General features: G+C 38.3%; 14 protein-coding genes and 1 pseudogene. 2 read left to right on the top strand and 13 right to left on the bottom strand.

Annotation, left to right across the window (positions count from 1 at the left end; translation table 11 throughout):
* The first annotated feature begins 15 nt into the window (after positions 1 to 15).
* Positions 16 to 2,436 carry an alpha-ketoacid dehydrogenase subunit alpha/beta gene (locus tag ACQ86H_RS18140; protein ID WP_431292015.1) on the top strand — a complete coding sequence of 807 codons (2,421 nt, stop codon included), beginning with the start codon at positions 16 to 18 and terminating at the stop codon, positions 2,434 to 2,436.
* 585 nt (positions 2,437 to 3,021) lie between these two features.
* On the opposite strand, the gene ACQ86H_RS18135 is transcribed toward ACQ86H_RS18140, so the two are convergent.
* The 9 genes and pseudogenes from ACQ86H_RS18135 to ACQ86H_RS18095 all read right to left on the bottom strand — a co-directional run bounded on the left by ACQ86H_RS18135 (position 3,022) and on the right by ACQ86H_RS18095 (position 12,472).
* A complete protein-coding gene (locus ACQ86H_RS18135; RefSeq protein WP_431292014.1) occupies positions 3,022 to 3,630 on the bottom strand; it encodes a DUF1684 domain-containing protein in 609 nt (202 codons plus the stop codon).
* Between the two features lie 9 nt (positions 3,631 to 3,639).
* A complete protein-coding gene (gene aroC / locus ACQ86H_RS18130; RefSeq protein ID WP_431292013.1) occupies positions 3,640 to 4,737 on the bottom strand; it encodes a chorismate synthase in 1,098 nt (365 codons plus the stop codon).
* A gap of 222 nt (positions 4,738 to 4,959) precedes the next feature.
* The gene (gene aroA / locus ACQ86H_RS18125) at positions 4,960 to 6,249 is read right to left on the bottom strand and encodes a 3-phosphoshikimate 1-carboxyvinyltransferase (protein ID WP_431292012.1); all 1,290 of its coding nucleotides are present in this window, start codon (positions 6,247 to 6,249) and stop codon (positions 4,960 to 4,962) included.
* A 194-nt stretch (positions 6,250 to 6,443) separates the two neighbouring features.
* Positions 6,444 to 7,583, bottom strand: a complete 1,140-nt coding sequence (locus ACQ86H_RS18120; protein ID WP_055907066.1) for a chorismate mutase — start codon at positions 7,581 to 7,583, stop codon at positions 6,444 to 6,446.
* A gap of 130 nt (positions 7,584 to 7,713) precedes the next feature.
* A pseudogene (locus ACQ86H_RS18115) lies at positions 7,714 to 8,546 on the bottom strand (prephenate dehydratase).
* A gap of 354 nt (positions 8,547 to 8,900) precedes the next feature.
* On the bottom strand, positions 8,901 to 9,521 hold the full coding sequence (locus ACQ86H_RS18110; protein ID WP_138823235.1) for a hypothetical protein: 621 nt from the start codon (positions 9,519 to 9,521) through the stop codon (positions 8,901 to 8,903).
* 726 nt (positions 9,522 to 10,247) lie between these two features.
* The gene (locus tag ACQ86H_RS18105; protein WP_138823237.1) at positions 10,248 to 11,210 is read right to left on the bottom strand and encodes a sterol desaturase family protein; all 963 of its coding nucleotides are present in this window, start codon (positions 11,208 to 11,210) and stop codon (positions 10,248 to 10,250) included.
* Between the two features lie 84 nt (positions 11,211 to 11,294).
* Positions 11,295 to 12,266: a 3-dehydroquinate synthase gene (gene aroB, locus ACQ86H_RS18100; RefSeq protein WP_431292011.1), complete on the bottom strand. Its 972-nt coding sequence runs from the start codon at positions 12,264 to 12,266 to the stop codon at positions 11,295 to 11,297.
* A complete protein-coding gene (locus ACQ86H_RS18095) occupies positions 12,266 to 12,472 on the bottom strand; it encodes an RNA-binding S4 domain-containing protein (protein WP_090497219.1) in 207 nt (68 codons plus the stop codon). Before ACQ86H_RS18095 ends, aroB begins: the two co-directional genes overlap by 1 nt.
* 94 nt (positions 12,473 to 12,566) lie before the next feature.
* On the opposite strand from ACQ86H_RS18095, the gene ACQ86H_RS18090 reads away from it, so the two are divergent.
* Complete coding sequence (locus ACQ86H_RS18090) at positions 12,567 to 13,751, top strand: proline dehydrogenase family protein (protein ID WP_138823242.1); 1,185 nt, start codon at positions 12,567 to 12,569, stop codon at positions 13,749 to 13,751.
* Positions 13,752 to 14,411: 660 nt separating this feature from the next.
* On the opposite strand, the gene ACQ86H_RS18085 is transcribed toward ACQ86H_RS18090, so the two are convergent.
* The 4 genes from ACQ86H_RS18085 to ACQ86H_RS18070 form a co-directional block, all read right to left on the bottom strand.
* Positions 14,412 to 14,624 (bottom strand): Mpo1-like protein, encoded by a 213-nt coding sequence (locus ACQ86H_RS18085; protein ID WP_431292010.1) that lies wholly within the window; start codon positions 14,622 to 14,624, stop codon positions 14,412 to 14,414.
* A gap of 113 nt (positions 14,625 to 14,737) precedes the next feature.
* The gene (locus ACQ86H_RS18080) at positions 14,738 to 15,373 is read right to left on the bottom strand and encodes an HAD family hydrolase (RefSeq protein ID WP_138823245.1); all 636 of its coding nucleotides are present in this window, start codon (positions 15,371 to 15,373) and stop codon (positions 14,738 to 14,740) included.
* Positions 15,374 to 15,688: 315 nt separating this feature from the next.
* Positions 15,689 to 15,991: a hypothetical protein gene (locus ACQ86H_RS18075; protein WP_431292009.1), complete on the bottom strand. Its 303-nt coding sequence runs from the start codon at positions 15,989 to 15,991 to the stop codon at positions 15,689 to 15,691.
* A gap of 11 nt (positions 15,992 to 16,002) precedes the next feature.
* A complete protein-coding gene (locus ACQ86H_RS18070; RefSeq protein WP_431292008.1) occupies positions 16,003 to 18,315 on the bottom strand; it encodes a PQQ-dependent sugar dehydrogenase in 2,313 nt (770 codons plus the stop codon).
* Between the last annotated feature and the right edge of the window lie 377 nt (positions 18,316 to 18,692).

Genomic DNA, 18,692 nt, shown 5'->3' with positions numbered 1-18,692 from the left:
CAATCTTTGATTACTATGCCGAATGAAAAATTGATGACCAACGCTATTGATGCTTCTGAACTCAGTTTTAACGATTTTAAATCTATCGTTATAAATGACTATAAAATAGCCTTTGAAAGTAGGCAGGCCAGCATTTTAGGCCGCAGAGAAGTATTAACAGGGAAGGCTAAATTTGGTATTTTTGGCGATGGTAAAGAGGTGCCGCAGTTGGCTATGGCAAAGGCTTTTAAAAACGGAGATTGGCGCTCAGGTTATTACCGCGATCAAACTTTCGCCTTTGCAACAGGTATTTCTACCATTAAAGAATTTTTTGCACAGCTTTACGCCAATCCAACCGAGGGCGCTGATCCATTTTCAGGCGGTAGACAAATGAACTGTCATTTTGCAACAAAATCTGTTAATGAAGATGGTAGCTGGAACGATTTAACACAGATTAAAAACTGCTCATCAGATATTTCACCAACCGGTGGCCAGATGGCCCGCTTGGTTGGTTTAGCTTATGCTTCTAAATTATTTAGACAAAATAAAGAACTCGATTACTTAAAACACTTTTCTGTAGACGGAAATGAGGTTGCTTTTGGTACTATCGGTAATGCATCAACTTCGGAGGGTGTATTTTTTGAAGCCATTAATGCTGCAGGTGTTTTACAGATACCGATGGCCGTTTCTATTTGGGATGATGCCTATGGTATTTCAGTTCCGGCAAAATATCAAACGACCAAAGAAGATATTTCTGAGGTTTTAAAAGGTTTTCAGCGTAATGCTGATCAACCAGGTTATGAAATTTATAAGGTAAAAGGCTGGGATTATCCGGCTTTATGCGAGGTATATGAAAAAGCGATAAATGTTTGCAGAGACGAACATGTACCTGTTTTAATTCACGTTACCGAACTTACTCAGCCTCAGGGGCATTCTACCTCTGGTTCGCACGAAAGGTACAAATCAAAAGACCGGTTATCTTGGGAAACAGAATACGATTGTATTCAGAAAATGCGTGCGTGGATGCTCGATTCGGCGGTAGCAACAGAAGAGGAAATTGCAGAGGTTGAGAAGAATGCCAAGGTTTTTGTGCGTAATGCACAAAAGGAAGCCTGGAACGAGTTTTTGGATAATATTAAACCAGAACAAAAGCAAGTTATTGATTTAATCGGCGGTTTAGCTAAACATCAACCCGAACTGGCTAAAATTGCCGCAAATCTGGCCTCAACTGCCGATGCACAACGTCGGGAGGTTTTTACTGCTGTACGCAAAGCCATACGCTTATCGGCCAGTTTTAGCTCTCGCGAACGTAATGAACTTTTAGCCTGGTACAAGCAGCAGTCTAAGTTTAACCACGACCGATACAATTCTAAACTGCATACTGACGGCAAAGAAAGTCCGGATATGATTGCAGTGGTTAATGCTGTATATGATGAGCAATCGAAAATGGTTGACGGTAGGGAGGTGCTCAATGCCTGTTTTAATGAAAACTTTGCCCGCGATCCTCGTTTAGTTGCTTTTGGAGAAGATCTGGGAAATATTGGTGATGTAAATCAAGGTTTTGCAGGATTACAGGCCAAATATGGTGAATTAAGGATTACCGATACCGGAATTAGAGAAATGACCATTATGGGGCAGGGTATTGGTCTGGCCATGAGGGGTTTAAAACCGATAGCCGAAATACAATACCTTGATTATTTAATTTTTGCATTAAATGTACTTAGCGACGATTTGGCTTCGCTTTCCTACCGTACCAAAGGAATTCAAAAAGCACCGGTTATTGTGCGGACACGCGGCCATCGGTTGGAAGGGATCTGGCATTCGGGCTCTCCAATCAGCATGATTTTAGGTGCTTTAAGAGGGATGCATTTATGCGTACCAAGAAATATGACGCAAGCTGCCGGCATGTACAACACCCTTTTCAGGGCTGACGAACCTGCAATAGTAATTGAATGTTTAAACGGTTACAGACTTAAAGAAAAGCTACCAGGTAATGTCGGCGATTTTACTGTTCCATTAGGCAAAGCGGAGGTTTTGGAAGAAGGAACTGATATTACCGTAATATCTTACGGTTCTTCATTAAGAATTGTTCAGGAGGCAGCAGAAGAATTGAGCTTATTGGGTATTTCTGTAGAAATTATAGATCCGCAAACGCTCTTGCCTTTCGATACTACACAGGTTTGTGTAAACTCGCTTGCTAAAACCAATAAATTACTTATAGTAGATGAGGATGTTCCGGGAGGTGCATCTGCATATATCCTGCAAAAGGTTCTGGAAGAACAAAAAGGTTATTTCCATTTAGATGGCCAGCCAAAAACATTATCGGCTAAAGCGCATCGTCCACCATTTGGATCAGACGGTGATTATTTCAGTAAACCATCCGTTGATGATGTTATAGAAACCATTTACCAGATGATGCATGATGCAAATCCAACTAAATACCCTTCACTCTTTTAATGGAGCAATAGCTGGCGTATAAATTAGGAGCCTGTTTAAATTTTTATAACAAATATAAATGGCTTTTTGCTGTCACACTGAGGGATAGTTATTTCATAAAATCAATATAAAAGACAGATCTTTTTGGCAAAATGGTTGGCTGCGAGAGATCGTCATTCGCAACTCGATTGGGAACCACGGAGTGCTCATGAATGCCTTTGAAACAAGGGAAACTTATGAATAATCGTCATGCAAGCGCTTTAAGATTCCTGCCTTTGCGGGAATGACGACATGTTAATGGATTCTGTCTATGTTAGCGTAGTCGATTGCTTTATTATGCGTTGAAATGGTCTTCGACTACGCTCAGACTGACATAGGAAATAAATTTTATTTAATTTTTAAACCGGCTTTAAGTGTTTTAGCTAATTTTTAAAGGGATTATAATCAGTTTATTACTGAAATGATTTAAATTTTGGTGAAAAGATAAAAAAAACTGCTTACCTATTGATTTATTTAGAGAAAAGGTATTTTTTACTTAGCCTTAAGTTAAAATGTGGATTTTGTATGATCCAGAGATTAGTTTATAGATAAATGTGATATTAACTTTTATTTTTGGTGTTTCTTTTCTCCAGTGTATAATTTCTCGCCAGCTTTTACGCCCAATTGCAGGTCGTTTTCTTCCGGTGGTACAGGGCAGCGGTATCCATTACTATAGGCACAGTAAGGGTTGTAGGCTTTATTAAAATCGATTTCAATGTAATTATCTACGATTTCTTTTGCATCCAGATCGATGTACCTGCCACCACCATAAGTTTCCTTATTGTTGGTTTCATCAGTAAAAGGCAAAAATAGATGATCTTTATAAATTGGGTTGTTTGACAAAGAAATGCTTTTATATAAAGTCATTTGAATTTTCTTGTTAGCCAAAACAAAGTTTACGTGTGCATATTTATAGTAATCGCTGCTTGAACCATTGAAAGTAGGCATTTTGAAAACTTTTTCATTCTTCAGTATTTCTACATCAGCCAAAATTTTATACGTACTGTCAGCATTATAAAAGTGAAGGTTTTGCAGGTCGTCTTTCTTGAGCGGTGACCGTTCATCTTTAATGAAATCCAATTTATAGGTTTCACGGTGTTTTGCAATCTGCTCAGCATAACTTTGTGCAAAGCTATTCATGCTGACCAATAGTAATAAAAAGGTGATGGTTCTCATTTGCGAAAATTAAATCACAATTGCTTTGTTTCTTAAAAACTGATCGGCTAAAACCAGTGCAGCCATAGCCTCAACAATTACTACTGCTCTGGGTACCACACAGGGATCATGTCGGCCTTTGCCTTTAATTTCCGAAGCTTCGCCAGCTGCATTTATGGTTTGTTGGTTATGCATAATGGTTGCTACAGGTTTGAATGCCACTTTAAAGGTAATATCCATCCCATTAGAAATGCCACCCAGAATGCCACCGGCATAATTAGTTGTGGTTTTAAAAACTTTAGAATCAGCAGCTTTTGGCTGAGGGATATCGTTGTGTTGCGATCCTCTTAATTCACTTCCGGCAAAGCCAGAACCATATTCGAAACCATGAACGGCGTTAATGCTGAGCATGGCTTTACCTAAATCAGCATGTAGTTTGTCAAAAACAGGCTCGCCTAAACCAGCCGGACAACCTTTTATTACGCAGCCGATTTTGCCGCCTACGGTATCGCCATCTTTTCTAACCGAATCGATAAACTCAATCATTTCGTGTGCTGTTGCCGGATCAGCACAGCGCACAATATTATCTTCTCTGACGTTTAAAAGCAACGATAAATCATTGCTTTCTAAATTTGGTGCATCAATAGCGCCTACAGAGGTTACATGGGCAAAAATTTCAATACCCTGTTGCTTTAAAAACAGTTTTGCAATTGCTCCGGCTGCAACACGGGCTGCTGTTTCGCGGGCAGAAGAGCGTCCGCCACCTCGGTGATCGCGGATACCGTATTTCGCATCGTAAACATAATCGGCATGGCTGGGACGGTAAACATCAACATTATGGCCATAATCTTTTGAACGCTGATCTTCGTTTGGGATAAGCAAGGTAATTGGTGTCCCGGTACTTTTTCCTTCAAATACACCCGATAAAATCTGAACGGTATCGCTTTCTTTTCTTTGCGTGGTGATTTTGGATTGACCCGGTTTACGTTTGTCGAGTTCTGATTGGATGAAATCCATATCAATATCCAATTGCGCCGGACAGCCATCAATAATTACCCCAATGGCTACGCCATGAGATTCGCCAAAAGTAGTGATGCGAAAAAGTTGTCCGAATGAGTTGCCTGCCATATTATTTAGAGGTGAGAAGCTAGATATGAGATTTGAGAAATACCCGGTTTACCATATCTGAACTTCAGTGTTTTAGTTTAAACTATTTAGGATGTTAGATTTGAGATTTATCACTCAAACCCTAAAACCTCGTAGGTGTTATTTAGTTGTCTTAATTTATTTTGTATCTTAATCCTGATGCATTCACTCACATTTCGTGTCTCACATCTCAGATCTGAGTGCTCAAATCTCTCTCACCTCAAATCCCGCTTTTTTCAAATCTTCCCAATAATAAGGATAAGATTTTTCTACTACCTGCATTTCTTCAATTTCAACTTCGTTAATCAACAGTGCAAGTGGTGCAAAAGCCATTGCCATACGGTGGTCCTCGTAAGTTGCAAAAGTAACTTGATCAGGAAAATGAAGGTTATCCGTATTTAAAGTATAAACCAGATTATCTTCTGTAAAAGTAACGCCTATTTTGGCTAATTCATTCTGAAGGGCCGCAATACGGTCTGTTTCTTTTATTTTTAGTGTTTCTAAGCCTGTAAAAGACATATTCTTACCCAAAGCTGCTGCAATAACTACGATAGTTTGTGCTAAATCCGGGCAGGTTTTTAAGTCCAAAACTTCTTTGGTATCTAAAGTAAGGCCTAAATTGCTAATGGCGATTCCTTTATCGGTTTTACTGGTAGCAATGCCAAAAATCTTCATGATATTCTTGATCTGGCTATCGCCCTGCAAACTTTTTTCTTTTAAAGCAGGTAAACTAATTTCAGCTTCATCTGCCAGAGCTGCAATGCTGTACCAGTATGATGCCGCACTCCAGTCGGGTTCTACAACCAAAGTGCCTGGTTTAAAAGTCTGTGGTTTAATGGAAATTGAATTTCCGTTCCAGTTATGTTCAATACCAACTTCAGCCAACATATCTAAAGTCATATCTACATACGGTTTAGAAGTAAGTTCACCTTCAATTTCTAAAGTTAAACCCTGAGGTAGGATAGGAGCAATCATCAGCAAAGCCGAAATATATTGACTGCTGATATCGCCTTTAATCTTTACCTGGGCAGTTTTTTGATCCAATGGACCAACAATATTCAATGGCGGAAAACCTTCAGCCTCTGCATAAGAAATATCAGCACCGATGGTTTTTAAAGCCTCTGCCAATATACCAATGGGACGCTGCTTCATCCGTTCTGTTCCCGTAAGTAAAAAATTACCATTTTTTGCCGAAAGATAGGCCGATAAGAAACGCATAGCAGTACCTGCAGGGCCAACGTCAACCAGTTCGGAGTTCGCAGTTTTCAGTTTGGAGTCTGCTCCCAACTCACTAGTCTCAACTCCCAACTTGTTTAGTATCCCATTTAAGGTTACCGTATCGGCAGCATTAGAAAGGTTTTCAACTTTAACCAGTTTTTTGCTTAATGCGCTAATAATCAGGGCTCTATTGCATTCGCTTTTCGAGCCTGTTAATTGGATTTCCGTATTGATATTCCTGGTTCCTTTAAAAGAAACTAAGGCGTTTTTCGACATTTTATTCTGTTTTTATTCTTAAATGTAAGTGTCAGATGGAAACACCTGACACCACATCAATAATGTTATATAGAGAGGATATCTTTTTAAGGTTGGGTTTCAACCTCTGCCTTAAACCTTTACCTTTTTAAAGATCTTTGTTTTTAAGATTTAGACTTTACCCTCCACCTTAAACCTTCAAACCCTCTACCTTATTATGCTTTAACCTCAGTATGTTGCTCTGCAGCAATGCCTTTTTCAGCTTTACCAGCATTCATAATCTCAGTTTGCTTACGGATTGATTCACCGTGCATTAATTCTAAGAATTTCTCGGTAAAGTTTAAGTCTAATTTTAAAGCTTTTGCAAAAGCGTGACCTTTTTTAATGATGGCATCCCAACGGTTAACCTGTAAAATAGTTACCTGATTATCACGTTTAAACTCACCGATTTTCTCTACAATAGCCATCCGTTCACCTAATTTCTGTAATAAGATATCATCAATTTTATCGATTGATTTACGTAGATCAGCCAATTTATCAGCGAAAGCTTCGTTTGGTGCTTCCGGTTCACGTACCGTTAAACGATCTACCAATTCAGCTAAAGCAGCTGGTGTAACTTGCTGTTTAGCATCTGTCCAGGCAACAGAAGGATCTACGTGCGATTCGATCATTAAACCCTGCATATCTAAATCCAATGCTTTTTGAGAAATGTAAGGGATCAGTTCACGGTTACCACAAATGTGACTTGGATCGTTAATGATCGGTAATTCAGGACAAAGTGTTTTTAACTGGATTGCAAGTTCCCACATCGGTTCATTGCGGAAAGAACTTTTCTCGAATGATGAGAAACCGCGGTGAATAGCCCCGATTTTAGTAATTCCTGCGCCATTGATACGCTCAATTGCACCGATCCATAACTGTAAATCTGGGTTAACCGGATTTTTGATTAGCACCGGAACATCATGGCCTTTTAAAGCATCAGCAATTTCCTGAACAGTGAAAGGATTTACCGTAGAACGTGCACCAATCCAAAGGATATCTACACCAGCTGCTAAAGCCTCTTCAACGTGTTTTGCATTGGCAACTTCAACAGCCGTTGGTAAGCCTGTTTCTGCTTTAGCACGTTTTAACCACTCTAAACCAATGCTTCCGATACCTTCGAATTCTCCCGGGCGGGTACGGGGTTTCCAGATACCAGCTCTCAATACCGATACTTTACCGGTAGCAGCCAATAAATGTGCTGTAGTTAATAATTGTTCTTCAGTTTCTGCACTACAAGGACCAGAAATGATTAATGGTTCGTTGTTTACGTTTAACCAGGTGTTTAAAGGCTGAATGTTTAAATTAAGTTTCATGATGACGGGTTTGTTTAAAGTCCAGAGTCCCTAGTCGGAAGTCTGAAGTTATATTTTAATTATTTTATTATTACAAGTTTGAATGTTCCTCTATTTGTCTTTGGACTCCTGACTTAGGATTCCTGACTTTTTACACTTTATCATTCTTCTGGTACTCTCCCAGGATATTAAAGTTTGATGTATATTTTAATGCCTTTCTAATGGCCTTATCATACTTTTCGGTACTTGGCCATTCTAAATCAACGTAAAAGTAATACTCGTTTCTTTTACCTAAAACAGGCATAGATTGTATTTTTGTTAAGCTTACCTCTTGTTCTGCGAAAATATTTAACACAGTTGCCAATGAGCCTGCCTTGTGTCCAACCTGAAAACAGATTGATGCTTTGTTTATTTTTTTCCTTCGTCTGTTTTGTCTTTTTTAAGGATCAGAAAACGGGTGTAATTTTTCTTGTTCGATTCTACCCGGCGTTCCAAAATGTTTAATCCGTAAAGTTCAGCAGCTAAGCTGTTTGCAATGGCCATGGTATCTGTTAATTGCTCTTCCTGGATCCGTTTTGCGCAGGCAGCGGTATCGTTGCTCTCTACAATTTTAATGTGTGGGTAATCGTAAAAGAAATCAATACACTGGCGAATGGCGATAGGGTGTGAAGTAACCACTTTAATATCCTCAAACTTTACGCCCGGTAGTGCCATTAAGTGCAACTGAATAGGTAAGTAAACTTCGCCCACAACCGAAAAACCAAAATCTCTGATCAGCGTATAGTTTGGCAATAAACTGCCGGCGATAGAGTTTTCGATAGCCATTACCACAAAGTCGGCATCGCTTTTCTCCAGCTTGTCGCAGGTTTCCTTAAAAGAATTACACTCAACAGTTTCAATGTCTTTACCAAAGAATTTGTAGGCGGCTTCTTCGTGAAAAGATGCTTTAATACCCTGAATTGCTACACGTTTTTTCGTTTCCATTTTTGCGTTAAAACAAAAAAGTCCCGGCTGTTTGCCGGGACTTTTTTATACATTTTAATATTGTTATATATCTTTTTGCATATTAGCCCCGGCTCTTACTAAAATAGTAAAAGTAACCAAAGTAATATGTGTTTGTAATTTGCATTTCTTTTTTTGTTGAGCCAAATGTAGTAACAAAATTTAATTTGTCAATAGGAAATTGAAAATATTTTTAATAGAATTAAATTTTGTTAAAAATGGGCTGTTTTTTTGATAGTTTTTTTTGTTTCTTGAAATGGCTTAAAAACGGATTTTTATATGGTTAGGATGTTATAATAACAGACAGATGGTTTCTTGTTGAATTGTATATTTAAATCATTTCTTGAGCTTTTTTGAGGTTTCAAGAACAAGATCCTTATAAAATTCACCAAAATAACTTGAGTAGTTACCGTTTTTTGAAATAACGGTAAAACTACTGCATGGATAGTGGTATTTGAAAAATAGCTTTTCTACAATTTGCTCCGAATCCTTAATCCATGGAATTGCATTTTTATATCTTTCGAGGCCCTTAATATCTTTATAGATATAAAATGTTTTAGCCTTGGCGATTTTGATAACGCCTTTTTCAATCTCTTTATAGGTCGAAATAGTAAAATCAATATTGCCTGTAGAATTGCAAGGGTCAGATCCCGGGTGATAAATAATTACAATTTGTTGTAAAGAGTCGATCTTTTTATGTGAAGCATTTTCTAAAAATGAAATGAGTTTTATCTTATCATTTATTTTACCTTGTTCTTCTCTGTTGATTAGTTTATGATGATTGGATGAATCACCAGGAATATCCAAAACAGCGTTTGTAATTCGTTTTTCTTCAAAGATAGATTTGCTGATTTCTTTATCGTTTACATCGAAATATCTTATTTTTTGAACTTCTTGTGCGTTTATAGCGAACGTTAGCAGAAGAATAGACATAAAGAAGAGCACTAGCTTTTTCATGATGATGTAATTTACTGCAATATGCTAAATTAACGACAAACATAAAGAAAGCGTACTGATTTTTGAATTGTGTGCATAGCATTAAGATTCCCGTTTGTGCCTATCGTGTGGACACAATTAATTATAACATTCTTCTATCGCTCTATGCCGCTGGGCATGGCACTTTGGAGCGCTAAAGTACCCAAAGCGCTTTGTCATCCGATGGCTATCGGATCCAGCAATAAGCCTTTTGCGCAATCTCACGCGCATCAAAAAAACAGCGGCACTTCGTTTAATCAGGTATTGTTTGTGTTTTCTTTGGTCTGATTGAGCCCTGCGGGGTTTGTGTTCAATATTTTTTTAAATTAGATCATAGGTTATGAACACAAAACCACTGCGTTTCAGGTTTGTTACTGCCATTTTTACTGTTCTGCACCTGTTTTTTTGATTTCCCCGGCTCTTGGGATTGACAGCGTCCTTGGTTATAATCCGTGCTTTATTAAAGTTAGTTAGCAAAACGCCTAAAAATACTTAAAAGATGTGTCCACACGATAGGTTTGTGCGGGAATGACGACTTTACTAATTGAGTACTATCAATAGAAGCGTAACCAGTACATACAGGCGATGAAACATCTGTTCGAAAAATGTTATCTGCGTTTATCTGTGTGCATCTGTGGTTAAAAAACAATAGCTAAAGCATATCACGAAAAAGGTCCGTGTGGATACACAGACCTTTAGCTTAATTTTTTATCCTGTAGAACTTAACTCTCCCCGATCGTTAAGGCCTTTTACTTTTTGCTGTTGCAGTTCTTCGTATTTTCTCTTTTCCTCGTCACGTAATTCCTGTTGCATAATTTTAGCAATTTTAGTGCTTCCGTCATGGCTCCATCCCGGTGGATTGAAAATGTATTTCACTTTATCCACGAATGTTGGTGCCTTTTTAACGTCGGCTGTTAAAGCAATAAACTCATGGAAAATAATATTTACAGGGCCGGTATCCTTTGGTTGTGTGGTTAAGCCGTATTTCACTACATCTTCAGGCAATTCTTCCTGGAAAGTGCCAAACCACCTGTCCCATAGGATTAATACCATACCCATGTTTTTATCTAAATAACGCACATTGCTGGCGTGGTGTACCCGGTGGTGCGATGGCGTAACGAAGATGTATTCGTACCATTTAGGGAATTTGATGTTGTATTGGGTGTGAACCAAATTTCCATAAATCTGGGTAACCAGGTAGGCAAAAAGAATATCAACCGCAGTAAAGCCCATGAATGCTAGCGGAAGATAAAAGAAAACCCTGTACAATGGCTCAAAAACAGTTGAACGGAAACCCGTGGTTAAGTTAAAGTGTTCAGATGAGTGATGTGTAACATGCATTGCCCAGAAAAAGCGTACATAATGACCAACGGTATGCAAAAACCAATACAGAAAATCCTGAGCTAAAATCAAAACAAGCCAATACACCCAAACATTTGAGATCTGGAATAAGCGGAATTGGTAACAATATTCCAGTAGAAAAAAGGTACCTGTTTTGGTGCCTAAATTAATTACAACGGCTGCCGTCATCAGGTAGATGTTCGTCCAGGTATCGCGTTTGGTATATAATTTTCTGTCGTGCTGATAGCTGAAATACATTTCAACTAAGGTTAAAACGATTACAAAGCCAAATAGCCCGATAACAGAAATGTCACTTCCGGTATACTTCATTTTATAAACTATTATAGTAATCTAAACTGCTTAAAATATCGGCTGTACTTACACGGCAGTTAAACGTGCATTTACCTATGCTTTCTAAAAGTGAGAATAGGATGTTTCCATCTTCGTTTTTTTATCACTTTTCATTAAATCTAAAAGTGTATTGTGGCTTTCTTTTTTGATGCGGTATTTAGGGTATAATGATAAGATATATTTACTGATATCTTCCAGTTCTTCCGTACTCAGCGTACTGTTATTAATGGAAAGCGCTGCCTCGCACACAAAACCAATGGCAATGGCCTCGCCATGTGTTAACGGATTTTCGTCGTTTGCCAAAGAGTAACCTTCTATAGCATGACCAATGGTATGACCAAAGTTTAAAATCTTACGCAGGTTTTTCTCATGGGGATCGATGGTTACCACTTCATTTTTAATTTCAACCGAGCGGTAAATGTCCGCTGCAGTCGGCGTTAAATAGCTGCTTGCCTTTAATTTCTCGTAGTAAGGCTTATCGTAAATTAAACCGTGTTTAATCATTTCGGCAAAACCCGATAAAAGTTGGCGCTCTGGCAGTGTTTTTAAAAAAGCAGTTTCAATAAAAACCATTTGCGGCAGGGTAAAGGTACCAACCATATTTTTTACATTGTCAATATCAATCCCGGTTTTACCACCTACCGAAGCATCAACCTGCGAAAGGAGGGTTGTAGGGATATTAATGAAATCGATTCCGCGTTTGTAGGTTGAGGCAATAAAGCCACCCATATCTGTAATTACGCCACCGCCCAGATTGATCATTAAACTTTTGCGGTCGGCTTCAAAATCCAGTAAGGTTTTCCAAATGCCGATACAGAAATCAATGTTTTTATTTTCTTCACCTGCCGAAGTTTCAATGAGGTCAAATTCAGAAAAATCTAAAATTGACTGAAAAAGGGGTAAGCATATTTCACTGGTATGTTCATCAGCAAGTACAAAAATTTTGCTGTATTTGTTGCTTTCTAAAAGTACTTTTAAAGCGGCTAAATCACTTTCGAAATAAAGGGTGTGTCCTGCGCTGGTGAGTGGTTCCATTAAATAATTTCTATTTTATTTTCCCCAAAAGTAATAATATCGCCAACTCTAACCTTGTAGCGTTTGCGGAATTCGACCTCGCCGTTAGTTTTTACTAAACCATCCTCAACAACAGTTTGGGCGTCACCACCACTGCCAACTAATCCGCTTGCTTTTAGCAGTTGGATTAACGGAATAAATTCGCCTTCTAATTTGAATTGTATCATTTTATGCAAAAATACGATTATTTAGAGGTTTTTAGTTTTAACAACCAATGCTTTTTATAATTTTGCACCAATCTGACTTATCATATAGTAAAAAATGGATTTATCCAACCAAAAACAACCAAATTTCGACAATACGGAAATTGCTTTCCGTCAAAAATCTAACCATGAGCTTAAAAAAGCATACTGGCTTTTTAAAATGATTGGCAATAATTTCCTGACCAAAGTTGGTCCGGCCATTACAAATTTCTTTTTAAATATTGGTTTGCCGATTCAGGGCGCTATCAAAGCAACCATTTTTCAACAGTTTTGCGGTGGTGAAACCATTGCAGAATGTAATAAAGCTATTGAGCAATTGGATAAAGGCGGGGTAGGTACCATTTTAGATTATTCGGTAGAAGGAGAAGAAGAAGAACAGGTTTTTGACGAAACCTGTGCCGAAATTATCCGCACGATCGTGCGTGCCGATGGCGATACCAAAATTCCGATTACGGTTTTCAAAATAACAGGTATCGGCCGTTTTGCGCTATTACAGAAACTGGATGCCAAAGAAACTTTAACTGCGGCAGAACAGACAGAATATGAAAAAGTAAAACTGCGTTGCGAAATGATCTGTAAAACGGCTTTCGATAAAGCTGTGCCAATCATGATTGACGCTGAAGAAACCTGGATTCAGAATACCATTGATGAGTTGGCGCTGGATATGATGCGTAAATTTAACCGCGAGCGGATTATTGTGTACAATACTTACCAAATGTATCGTCATGATAAATTAGCCGATATGAAAGCCGACCACTTAATAGCCAAAGCAGATGGTTTTATTTTAGGCGTAAAAATGGTACGTGGTGCCTACATGGAAAAGGAGCGTAAACGCGCTTTGGAAATGGGATATCCTTCGCCAATTCAGCCTGATAAAGAAGCATCTGACCGCGATTATAACGAATCTTTACGTTATTGTATTGATCATATTGAGGAGATCGCCATTGTTGCCGGAACGCATAATGAAGATAGCAGCCGCTTATTAACCTATCTTTTAGAGGAAAAAAATATAACACACAATCATCCTCATGTATATTTTGCCCAGTTATTAGGAATGAGTGATAACTTAAGTTTTAACCTTGCAGATTCGAACTATAATGTAGCAAAATATGTTCCTTATGGACCGATTAAAGCAGTAATGCCTTATTTATTCAGAAGAGCACAGGAAAATACTTCAGTGGCCGGACAAACTGGCCGTGAACTTGGTTTGATTGAAAGAGAATTAAAAAGAAGAAAACTGTAGTTCAGTTTTCAGTTCACAGTTGGTGGTTTTCAGTTAACAGAGTCGTCATTTCAAACGGAGTGCAACTAAGTCGAGAAATCTATGTCTGGCAGATCTCTCCATTTCACTGCGCTTCAGTCGAGATGACGATTTTTCATTTCGTATCGTCATGTCGGATTTATTTCAGCATCTTTCATGTCTTATAGTTTTTTTATTGTTATTGGAAATGAACATACAGTAGTCCTTCGGAACATGCAGCCTCGCTTTGCGCTGTATCTTTTTGGCTACCCTTCGACTTCGCTCAGGGTGACAGCCAAAAAGGATGCCGCTTCAATCGAGTTTAGTTTGCAAGGCTAATTTTTTATTATGCCTTGCAAAAATTACTTCTTTATATAAAACGATTGTAGTCAATAAGCCTTCTTTTTCGGAAATAAGCCCGAAGTATACTTGAGATAGCAATATCTTAACGTTTAAGACCCTGAAATAAATTCAGGGTGACGACCGCTTGTGAAAATCAGCTTGTTTTTTGGAAATGAGTGTGCAGTAGTTCTTCGGGGCATGCAGCCTCGCTTTGCGCTGTATCTTTTTGGCTGCCCTTCGACTTCGCTCAGGGTGAAAGCCAAAAAGGATGCTGCTTCAATCGAGTTTAGATGGAAAGGTCGTTTTTTAAACTGCTGAAAACTATTTCTTCACTACAAAAGATTGTCTGCCTGATAACAAATCGTAGAACAGGATAAAATCGCTCACTAAACTATAGCCTGGATATTGAAAAGTAGCAGGTTTGTTTTTCTCGAAAAAGAAATGCCCCACCCATGCAAAACCATATCCCAATACCGGTATCGCCAAAAAGAAATGCCAGTTGTGAAAAAGAAAGCCAGTAAAAAAGCCAGGCAAACCAAACCAGTACCAATAAAATGCAGGATACGCGATGTGGTATTCTTATGTTCTGACAAGTAAAAGGGTAGAACTCTTTTAGCGACTTGAACTTTTTTCTGACATATCCTAATTTACAAAATCCCGTTTGCTTTTAAAAAGGCACCCAGCTGTGCCGGTTTTTCGGTCATTAATAATGCATTTAAGCCCACTTTTTTAGCACCTTCTATATGTTGTGGGCTATCGTCTATAAATAAGGTCTCTGCCGGATCTAAGTTGTTTTCTTTTAATACCTGCTCAAAAATATTGGTATTGGGTTTGCGCAGTTTCATCTGTTGCGAGAAATAAGCTTTCTCAAAATAAGCATCGTAATTATTAATCTCGAATGTTGTCTTCAGGTAATTGATAATCCAATCGTAATGGATTTCGTTATTGTTGCTTAACAAAAAAGTACGGTATTTTTCTTTTACTTCAAGCAGTAAATCGTGGTTTTCTTGTATCGTTCCAATTAACAGGCTATTCCATGCCTCATCAATCTGCTGGTCGGTTAATTCAGGTTTGCCCGCGGCATTTCTAATTCCCTTCCTAAATTCGGCCGGAGAAATGGCACCAGTTTCAAAGTCATCAAATAGCTGGTTGTGCGCTTTGTGTGCAAAGAAATTTTCGATATCTGTAATACCCAGTTTTTGAAAAGAAGCCTGAGCAATTCTGAAATCTATATCAAATATTACGTTTCCGTAATCAAAAATAATGTTTTTAATGTTTTGCATGTAAATCTTCTGAATTTGCTGCAAAGATATTATTGCTGGATTAATGAAAGGTATTAAATCATCAATTTTTACAATAAAAAACCCGCAGTGCTTAATTGGCGAGTAATACTTTGTAGATGCGTCATTCCTAAATGATTGGGGATCTTAATGCTTAGTGGTATTTTCTATTTGCACTAAGATTCCCACCTTCACGGGAATGACGCAACATAAAAATAATTTTATTTATAGACCTATTTAGGCGCTACCGTAATCGATTGGATAATAGTCCGCTTCTTTTTATCGACTGTTTTTATCGCTTTAAATACGAAATAAATATCATGATTTTTTCCGTCCGAAATCATATTGACAGGCACACTTTTTTCTAAAAGTAGATTTCCCGATCATAATGCCTTTACTATCGTCCAATCTGATTTCGATTTCGCCATCCGATCCAGAATCAAGGTTCAGGAAAGAAAATTCAAATCCAGAAATACCGGTTAAATCAACATTTTTAACGGCTATCCAGCCGTTATCACTGGTGAGAATGAGTTTCTCCCCGCCATAAATATCTTTACGCTCAAAGCCTCCAAAATCGTTAATGTCGTCTGCATTAATTACATTACTTCTCAGGTTGATCACTTTTGTTGTGGTTAACGTTTTTTTAATGCTGTACCTCCTGCGTCTGTATAAGTTGCCTTTAGTGTTAAAACTGATTTCTTCTTATCAGTAGCAGCTGTTGGAATGATTTTGCCTGCAGTTGGAAGTGATGCTTTAACCGCTTCTTTATTACCTAAAGTCATAATCCACTCCGTAATTTTTTTAACTTCAGCTTCTTTCATCGCGGTGTGTGCAGGCATTGGTACTTCTCCCCACACGCCATGGCTACCGCCAATCACCTTTGAAGCCAGGTAATCAACCGCTTTAGGGTCGTTTTTATATTTTGCTGCAATTTTATCAAAAGCCGGCCCAATAGAAACTGCCGATTCTTTATGGCAGGTGCTACAATCAGATTTCAACATCAGTGCTTTACCAATGATGGTTTGTGCTGCCTGCTGATGACCCAATTGTGCGCCAGCCAAATCGGTTCCTTCTGTATAAGTATTTGAAATATATATGCGGTTATTGTTCACTTTAGCACCTTTATCGCTTACTAAAACTTTATAATCAACTGGTTTATTGGGAAAGTAAAAGCTCTTGTTTCCAGCTAAGTCTATAGTTACAGTTGGGTGTTCGTTCCCTGCATATACCGGTATCACCTGGCTTTTTGCCGAAGCTTTATTATTGTCTATTACGGTGACACTTACCGGATATTCGCCTGCTTTAGCGAAAGTATACTGTAGCGTTGGCCTGGTGGTGGTTTTGGTAATGCCTTTTCCCAGGTTCCATATATAGGTTAAAGGATCTCCATCAGGATCTTTAGCGGTAACTGTTGCCGTCATTTTATAAGGCAATAAACCACTCGTTTTCGCAATGTTCAGGCTTTCAACCAAGGGTGGGCGGTTACCTTTCATGTAGTCTATTCTGGTAATTGCAGCATCAGGGTTTTTGGTGAACCAGCCTTTACCGTACTCCAGGATATACAATTTTCCATCGGGACCCAATTCCATGTCAATAGGTGCTGCTAAAGAAACATTAGACATAAAGGGCTCCATGCTTACATAATCACCTTGTGCATTCATGGTTACCGCTTTAACCCAACCACGTACCCATTCATAAATAATCAGCTTCCCGTTATAATAAGCTGGGTAAGGTGAATTTGCTGAGGCATAGTACACCGGACCGGCCATTGCTGTTCGGCCACCTGCACCAACCTGTGGGAATTCTTTCGATTCTCCGTAAGGATACCAGATATAAGCAGGTTGTGCCGGCGGCAGTTGCTCTAAACCGGTGTTGTTTGGCGAATTATTGATCGGTTTTGCCGGATCAAATGCATTTCCATTTGCGCCATTGGTATAATCGTAAGCTTTATAAGGATAATTATTGCCAATAAATAAGGGCCAGCCAAAATTACCTGCTTTACGGGCCTGATTTACTTCGTCATAACCTCTGGGACCTCTCAAATCGTCATCGTCCGGTGCATCAGGTCCAACCTCGCCCCAGTATAAGAAGTTGGTTTTTTGATCTACAGAAATGCGGTAAGGGTTTCTGTTACCCATTATATAAATTTCAGGTTTGGTTTTCGGATTGTCTTTAGGGAAAAGGTTACCGTCCGGGATACTGTAAGTCCCATCTTCATTTACCTTGATTCTAAGTATTTTTCCCCTCAAATCGTTCGTATTACCAGCGGATCTCCTGGAGTCGTATTGTTCAAATCCCTTTCTATTGTCGAGCGGGGCATAGCCTTTGTTTACATATTGCTGTTTTGGAGCATCAAATGGGGTAGAGTTATCACCTGTTGATACATATAGCAGGTTATCTGATCCAAAAGCAATAGATCCTCCGGTGTGACAGCATATTTCGCGCTGAGAATAGAATTCCAGCACAATTTTTTCCGATTCTTTTACAATCTGATCGTTAACCAATTTAAATCTGGATAACCGGTTGACAGATTTATCAAATGGACTGTAAAAAAGATAGATGTATTTATTTACAGCAAATTTTGGATCTGCGGCCATACCCAATAAACCTTCTTCTGCATTTACATTAGGGGTGCTGGTTTTAAAATAAACATCTAGTTTACCCGCTTCTTTAATTTTTTTAGTCTGATTTTTATAAATCAATACCTCACCCCTGCGTTGGGCAACTAAAATATCCAGGTTTGGAAGTATCGTCATTTCAGTAGGTTCTGTAAATTCTCCTTGTGCAAGGGTAACCTTCACAAAGCGGTCCTGGTCTGGTGTGTCTATTTTATGTTTTGGAAAAAAATCGAAAGTTTTGCTTTCGTACACGTTTTTGTTCAATGTTGTTGCCGATATAAATACAAATGCAATGGCAGATAACAGAAGGGTAAAGGTTGTTTTCATTTATTTGGTTGAATGATTTTTAATAAATATAGGATATACTTTTATAGCCTTAAGTATTGTATCAAAATTTATGCGAAAAATAGCGGAATATATATTCGTTATCGATTGGTAAAATCATGAAATGATGGCTATTACAATGCTTGCTTAAAATTAGCCATCATACTAAAAATCAGGTCATATCATCAAAATATTATTCCTCAAAATCTGTATGGTTAGGTTCATGTTTAAAATCGTACAACCATAAGTTGTTTTTAATGCTATTTTTTTGTCAGTTTATTGTCATTGTCATTTTAATCTGTAACTTACCAAAATGGGCGATAAAGTAAATTTGATTCTTGGGATAGTTTCCCTTTTAGGTGGTTTTAGCGTTTTCTTTG

It is taken from the genome of Pedobacter sp. P26 (genome assembly GCF_050632135.1).
Taxonomy (GTDB): Bacteria; Bacteroidota; Bacteroidia; order Sphingobacteriales; family Sphingobacteriaceae; genus Pedobacter.
Note: the sequence above shows the minus strand (reverse complement) of the source record. Positions and strands in the feature narration are given on the sequence as shown.